Annotated in this window: 5 protein-coding genes; 3 read left to right on the forward strand and 2 right to left on the reverse strand. The window is 63.2% G+C overall.

Annotated features, from left to right (window positions below):
- Positions 1 to 70 precede the first annotated feature (70 nt).
- Positions 71 to 997, reverse strand: coding sequence for a LysR substrate-binding domain-containing protein (locus tag G1E_RS20560; RefSeq protein WP_009683327.1), 927 nt, complete (start codon positions 995 to 997; stop codon positions 71 to 73).
- A gap of 153 nt (positions 998 to 1,150) precedes the next feature.
- On the opposite strand from G1E_RS20560, the gene G1E_RS20565 reads away from it, so the two are divergent.
- The gene (locus G1E_RS20565) at positions 1,151 to 2,539 is read left to right on the forward strand and encodes a NorM family multidrug efflux MATE transporter (RefSeq protein WP_029887599.1); all 1,389 of its coding nucleotides are present in this window, start codon (positions 1,151 to 1,153) and stop codon (positions 2,537 to 2,539) included.
- 84 nt (positions 2,540 to 2,623) lie between these two features.
- Here G1E_RS20565 and G1E_RS20570 read toward each other — a convergent pair whose 3' ends face one another.
- Positions 2,624 to 4,291, reverse strand: a complete 1,668-nt coding sequence (locus tag G1E_RS20570; protein WP_047150067.1) for a bifunctional diguanylate cyclase/phosphodiesterase — start codon at positions 4,289 to 4,291, stop codon at positions 2,624 to 2,626.
- A 297-nt stretch (positions 4,292 to 4,588) separates the two neighbouring features.
- Between G1E_RS20570 and rep the strand changes: the two genes are divergently transcribed.
- Together rep and G1E_RS20580 are read left to right on the forward strand one after the other, a co-directional pair.
- Positions 4,589 to 6,598, forward strand: a complete 2,010-nt coding sequence (gene rep, locus G1E_RS20575; RefSeq protein ID WP_009683323.1) for a DNA helicase Rep — start codon at positions 4,589 to 4,591, stop codon at positions 6,596 to 6,598.
- Positions 6,599 to 6,662: 64 nt separating this feature from the next.
- Positions 6,663 to 7,235 (forward strand): xanthine phosphoribosyltransferase, encoded by a 573-nt coding sequence (locus G1E_RS20580; protein WP_009683322.1) that lies wholly within the window; start codon positions 6,663 to 6,665, stop codon positions 7,233 to 7,235.
- The last annotated feature ends 24 nt before the right edge of the window (positions 7,236 to 7,259 follow it).

A 7,259-nucleotide genomic window follows, 5' to 3' on the forward strand; every position in this document is an offset into this window, starting at 1 on the left:
CAAACACCTGTCAGCCCTAAGGCGACCCCTGTGGGAGCTGGCTTGCCGGCGACAAGGCCAGTGCAAGCCATCAAAGGGGCGGCAGTATTTCCACATCCGGGAGATCCATGGCCGCCACCTCCTGTTCCAGAAATGCACTCAACCGGCGCAACCGCTCGCCCCCGCGCCGGGTACGCGGCCACACCAGGTAGTAATCCATGCCACTGGGCACCGCCGTCGGCCAGGGCAGGCTCAGGCGCTTCTGCGCCACGTCCTCGGCCACCATCAGCAAGTCGCCGATGGAGATGCCGTAGCCACGCGCTGCGGCAATCATGCTCAGCTCCAGCGTGTCGAAAACCTGCCCACCCTTGAGCGATACCTTGCCAGCGAGGCCCATGCGCTGCAGCCAGTCACGCCAGTCGCGCTTGTCCACCGTGGGGTGCAGCAGCTCGATACCGGCCAGCCGGGACACGCTCCAGGGCTTTTCGCCAAGCAGGTCCGGTGCGCCGACCGGAATCAACAACTCCGGGAACAGCTTGCGCACCTCCCAGTCTGCCGGGAACACCCCATCGCTGAGCAACACCGCACAATCGAACGGTTCCTGGTTGAAGTCCACATGGTCCACATCCATCCAGGCGCTGGTCAGCTGTACCTCGTTACCGGGTTGCAGGTGGCGAAACCGGCTCAGGCAGGCCAGCAACCACCGCATGGTCAGGGTCGAAGGTGCTTTCATGCGCAGGATGTCATCTTCACCACACAGGGTTTCACAGGCACGGGCGAACGCGGCAAAGCCTTCGCGCACCCCCGGCAGCAATACCCGCCCAGCTTCGGTCAGTTGCAGATTGCGGCCACTGCGCACGAACAGGCGGCAGGCGAAATGCTCTTCCAGGGTACGGATATGCCGGCTGATGGCACTTTGCGTGATCGACAGCTCTTCGCCCGCGCGGGTGAACGAACTGAGCCGCGCAGCGGCCTCGAATGCGCGCAAGGCATACAGCGGAGGTAGCTGGCGCGACATGAGGCACCTGCAATCTAGGGACAGAGGCGAATTATCCGAAACTTGCAGGCATGAGTTCAACTCATGCCAACCATCGCTTTTATCCTTTTGTGCAAAGTTGACCAAAGCCTCAGAATCGCGCTTCGTTGATCACCTCAGGAACAAGGACAGCCCATGCACGTCGCGCCCACTACAGAACTCAAGGCTTTGTTGCGCCTGGCCGGGCCGCTGATCGCCTCGCAGCTGGCGCACATGCTGATGGTGCTGACCGACACCCTGATGATGGCCCGCATCAGCCCGCAGGCCTTGGCCGGCGGTGGCCTGGGCGCGGCCAGCTATTCCTTCGTGTCGATCTTCTGCCTGGGGGTGATCGCCGCAGTGGGTACCCTGGTGGCGATTCGCAAGGGCGCCAACGACATCGAAGGGGCCACCCGTCTGGCCCAGAACGGCCTGTGGCTGGCCTGGGGCCTGGCGCTGTTCGCCGCGCTGGTGCTGTGGAACCTTGAGCCGGTACTGCTGCTGTTCGGGCAACAGCCCGAGAACGTGGCCTCGGCTGCCCAGTTTCTGACCCTGCTGCCGCTGGCGTTGCCCGGTTACCTGACCTTCATGGCCTTGCGCGGGTTCACCAGTGCCCTTGGCCGTTCGACCCCGGTGATGGTCATCAGCCTGGTCGGCACGGTGCTGAACTACCTGCTCAACGTGGCGCTGATCGAGGGCATGTTCGGCCTGCCCAGGCTCGGGCTGATGGGTATCGGCCTGGTCACTGCGGTGGTGTCGATGGGCATGGCCATTGCCCTGTCGTTGTACATCCGCTGGCACCCGGCCTATGCCGCCTACCCGCTGCGCAAGGGCCTGTCGCGCCCATCGCTGCACGCCCTGCGTGAGCTGTGGCGGCTGGGCCTGCCGATTGGCGGCACCTACATGGTGGAAGTGGGCCTGTTCGCCTTTGCCGCGTTGTGCATGGGGGTGCTGGGCAGCACCGAACTGGCGGCCCACCAGATCGCCCTGCAGATCGTGTCCACGGCATTCATGGTGCCGACAGGGCTCTCCTATGCGGTAACCATGCGCGTGGGCCTGTACTACGGCGCCGGCAACCTGCTGGCGGCGCGCAGCGCGGGGCGCGTGGGCATCGGCTTCGGGGCAACCGTGATGTTTGCCTTTGCCGCGCTGTTTTTGCTGTTGCCCGAGGCGCTGGTGAGCCTGTTCATAGACCGTAATGACCCGGGCTTTGCCGCCATCTACCAACTGGCGGTGCACTTGTTGATGGTGGCCGCCTGGTTCGAGTTGTTCGATGGCATGCAGACCATCGCCATGGGCTCCATACGCGGCCTGAAAGATGCCAAGACCACCTTCCTTATCGGGCTGTGCTGCTATTGGCTGGTAGGCGCGCCGAGCGCCTGGCTGTTCGCGTTCAACCTGGGCGGCGGGGCGGTCGGGATCTGGTGGGGGTTGGCGCTGGGGCTGGCGTGCGCGGCGGTGGCGCTGACCTTTGGTTTTGAGTGGCGGATGAAGCGGTTGTTGCGCAAAGCTGGGATTGGTGGAGAGGCTACCGCCTCGGCCTGACTTCAGGGCCTATTCGCGGGCACGCCCGCTCCCACAGGTACAGTGCGCGGCCCCTGTGGGAGCGGGCGTGCCCGCGAAAGGGCCCTAAAGGACAACCCCCAACTGACAGTCAGGCGCCTGCAGCAAAAACTCCATCAACTCCCCCACCGGCAGTGGCTTGCTGACCAGAAATCCTTGCACCTGGTCACAACCAAACCCGCGCAGCAGCTCCAGTTGCTCCTCACTCTCCACCCCTTCAGCCACCACCTCAAGGTTGAGGTTGTGCGCCAGGTTGATCATGGCGTGCACCAGCTTGCGGTTTTCCTCGCGCATTTCCATTTCGGCCACGAAACTGCGGTCCACCTTGAGCAAGGTGATCGGCAGGCTGTTCAGGTGTACGAACGACGAAAAACCGGTGCCAAAGTCATCCAGCGAGAAGCGCACGCCCAGCCGGCCCAGCGCATCCATGGTCTGGCGTACCAGCTCGTTGCGGCGCATGACCGCCGTTTCGGTCAGTTCGAATTCCAGCCAGCGAGCATCCACCCCGTGCTCGAGGATCAGCCGGCTCAAGGTGGCCAGCAGCTGGCTATCCTGGAACTGGCGGAAGCTCAGGTTGACCGCCATGTGCAGCGGCTCCAGGCCGCGTTCGCACAACGCCTGCATGTCGCGCAGCGCACGGGAAATCACCCAGTAGCCCAATGGCACGATCAGGCCGCTTTGCTCCGCCAGCGGCACGAACTCGCAGGGCGGTAGCAGCCCCCGGTCCGAGTGCCGCCAGCGCACCAGCGCCTCGAGCCCCACGATGCGCCCATCGGCCAGGTTCAGTCGGGGCTGATAGTGCAGTTCCAGTTCATCCCGGCGCAGGGCGCGGCGCAGTTCGCTTTCCAGGTCGGCCAGGCTGCGGGCATTACGGTTGATGCGCTCGTTGAACACATGGAAGGTGCAGCCCTGGCTACCCTTGGCCTGGCGCATGGCGATGTGCGCGTGCCACATCAGCGGGTCGGCGCCGCCCTGGGCACGGGCATGCGCCAGGCCCAGGCTGCAGCCCAACAGCAAGCTTTCGCCATCGATCCAATAGGGCTCGGCCAAGGCCTCGACGATGCGTTCGGCAATCCATTCGGCGCGGTTCGGGTCGCGGCGCGTGTCGATCAGCAGCGCGAATTCGTCGCTGCCCAGGCGCGCCAATTGGTCCCCCGCTTCCAGTTGGTGTTTCAACCGGGCCACAACCTGCAGGATCAGGCGGTCACCGCTCTGGTGGCCAAGGGCGTCGTTGACGTGGCGGAAGTTGTCCAGGTCGAGGTGGCCGAGGGCAACGCCCCGGCCTTCGTTTTCAGCCAGCCGTGCCGTGAGCAAGGCCTGGAAGCCCTGGCGGTTGGCGATACCGGTCAGTGGGTCTTGCTCGGCAAGGCGCTGCAAGGTGGCCACCAGCACACCGCGTTCGCGCACATGCCGCAGCGAGCGGCGCAGGCTATCGGTGCTGAGCTGTTGGCGCACCAGCCAGTCGCTGACGCCGCTGGGGGCAACCGCGGGCTCGTCGTCCAGCAGCAGGATGGTCGGCAGCTCACAGCGCCCCGGCGCTGGTTGCAGTGCCGCAGTCGCCAGGACCACGGCTTGCCGGTCATGGCTGAAAAGGCTGTCGACGGCCTCCCAGTCAGGCGCCGTCAACAGCACTGCAGTGCCGCCCAACCCCTGCACGCACTCGCGCAGCAGCACGGCCCATTCCGGCTCATCAGCCAACAGCAGCAAACGCAGAGGTTCGACAGGCGTGGACAAGCGGGCTCCTTAGGGCTTCACGGCACAACGAGAGAAGATGAATATGCTACTGCATTGATGAAAATGATTTTCAATTTTATACATACACCGGACTCTGCGGCGACCCGACGTATTTTGTCGTGCATCCTGCGCGAAATCAGGCCCGTTCGGCAAATACGATTTTTCCAGTGCCTGGCATTAGCCTGACTAATACAGGGCGCCAATAAAAGTCTGACTCAGACGTCAGACGGTCACGCCACAACGGGCCCATGCCTGTTAGAATGCGCGGCTATTTTCTGGCGACCCCCGGTTTCTAGCATGTCCCGACTCAATCCCCGGCAGCAGGAAGCCCGTGACTATGTCGGCGGCCCTCTTTTGGTGCTCGCCGGTGCAGGCTCGGGCAAGACCAGCGTGATCACGCGCAAGATTGCCCACCTGATCCAGAACTGCGGTATTCGTGCCCAGTACATCGTGGCGATGACCTTTACCAACAAGGCCGCGCGCGAGATGAAGGAGCGGGTTGGCACCTTGCTGCGCCCGGGGGAAGGTCGCGGCCTGACGGTGTGTACCTTCCACAACCTGGGCCTGAACATCATCCGCAAGGAACACGAGCGGCTGGGCTACAAGCCGGGCTTCTCGATCTTCGACGAGTCCGACATCAAGGCGTTGCTGTCGGACATCATGCAGAAGGAATACTCAGGCGACGACGGCATCGACGAGATCAAGAACATGATCGGTGCCTGGAAGAACGACCTGATCCTGCCGCCAGAAGCCCTGGAAAAGGCGCGCAACCCGCGCGAGCAGACCGCCGCCATCGTCTACACCCACTACCAACGCACGCTCAAGGCGTACAACGCAGTGGACTTCGACGACCTGATCCTGCAGCCGGTGAAGCTGTTCCAGGAACACCCCGAGGTGCTGGAGCGCTGGCAGAACCGCGTGCGCTACCTGCTGGTGGACGAGTACCAGGACACCAACGCCAGCCAGTACCTGCTGGTGAAGATGCTGATCGGCATGCGCAACCAGTTCACCGTGGTGGGCGACGACGACCAGTCCATCTATGCCTGGCGCGGTGCCCGCCCTGAGAACCTGATGCTGCTCAAGGAGGACTACCCCTCCCTGAAGATCGTGATGCTCGAGCAGAACTACCGTTCCACCAGCCGGATCCTGCGCTGTGCCAACGTGCTGATCGCCAACAACCCGCACGCGTTCGAAAAACAGCTGTGGAGCGAGATGGGTGTAGGCGACGAGATCCGCGTGATCCGCTGCAAGAACGAGGAAGCCGAGGCCGAACGGGTGGCCATGGAGATCCTCACCTTGCACCTGCGCACCAACCGCCCGTACAGCGACTTTGCCATCCTCTACCGCGGCAACTACCAGGCCAAGCTGATCGAGCTGAAACTGCAACACCACCAGGTGCCGTATCGCCTGTCGGGCGGCAACAGCTTCTTCGGCCGCCAGGAGGTCAAGGACCTGATGGCCTACCTGCGCCTGCTGGTGAACCCGGACGACGACAACGCCTACCTGCGGGTGATCAACGTGCCGCGCCGCGAGATCGGCTCTACCACCCTGGAAAAGCTCGGCAACTATTCCACCGAGCGCGGCATTTCCATGTACGCCGCCAGCGACGAGCTGGGCCTGGGTGAACACCTGGACGCACGCTATACCGAGCGTTTGCAGCGCTTCAAGCACTGGCTGGACGGGGTACGCCAGAAGGTCGCCCTGGAAGACCCGATTGCCGCGCTGCACGAGATGATCCGCGACATCGACTACGAAAACTGGATCCGCCAGCAGACCGCCAGCGACAAGGCCGCCGATTTCCGCATCAGCAACGTCTGGTTCCTGGTGGACGCACTGAAAAACACCCTCGAAAAGGATGAAGAGGGTGACATGACCATCGAGGACGCCATCGGCAAGCTGGTGCTGCGCGACATGCTCGAGCGCCAGCAGGAAGAAGAAGAGAACGCCGAAGGGGTGCAGATGATGACCCTGCATGCCTCCAAAGGCCTGGAGTTCCCCTACGTGTTCATCATGGGCATGGAAGAGGAAATCCTCCCGCACCGCTCCAGCATCGAGGCCGACACCATCGAAGAAGAGCGCCGCCTGGCCTATGTGGGTATCACCCGCGCCCGCCAGACCCTGGCCTTTACCTTCGCCGCCAAGCGCAAACAGTACGGTGAAATCATCGACTGTACGCCCAGCCGGTTCCTCGACGAATTGCCACCCGACGACCTGGCCTGGGAAGGCCTGGACGACGCCCCGGTCGAGGTGAAGGCGGCACGCGGCAACAACGCCCTGGCCGACATCCGGGCAATGCTCAAACGCTGATCAACCATTACTCTTTAATATTGCCGCCTCCAGCGGCCACCTTTGTTACATCGAGGAAATCACAGTGGAAGCACTGCATCAGAAGATTCGCGAAGAAGGCATCGTGCTTTCCGATCAGGTCCTCAAAGTGGACGCGTTTCTCAACCACCAGATCGACCCGGCGCTGATGCAGCTGATCGGTGACGAGTTCGCCCGCCTGTTCGCCGATGCTGGCGTGACCAAGATCGTCACCATCGAAGCCTCGGGTATTGCCCCGGCAGTGATGACCGGCCTGAAGCTGGGCGTACCGGTGATCTTCGCCCGCAAGCACCAGTCGCTGACCCTGACCGAAAACCTGCTGACCGCCTCGGTGTACTCCTTCACCAAGCAGACCGAGAACACCGTGGCCATCTCGCCGCGCCACCTCAACAGCAGCGACCGCGTGCTGGTGATCGACGACTTCCTGGCCAACGGCAAGGCGTCGCAGGCACTGATCTCGATCATCAAGCAGGCCGGCGCCACCGTGGCCGGCCTGGGTATCGTCATCGAGAAGTCGTTTCAGGGCGGCCGGGCCGAACTGGACAGCCAGGGCTACCGCGTTGAATCGCTGGCCCGGGTGAAGTCGCTGGAAGGTGGTGTGGTCACTTTCATCGAGTAAGCCTGTACCGGCCTCATCGCCGGC

It is taken from the genome of Pseudomonas sp. TJI-51 (assembly GCF_000190455.2).
In the GTDB taxonomy this organism is placed as follows: Bacteria; Pseudomonadota; Gammaproteobacteria; order Pseudomonadales; family Pseudomonadaceae; genus Aquipseudomonas; species Aquipseudomonas juntendi.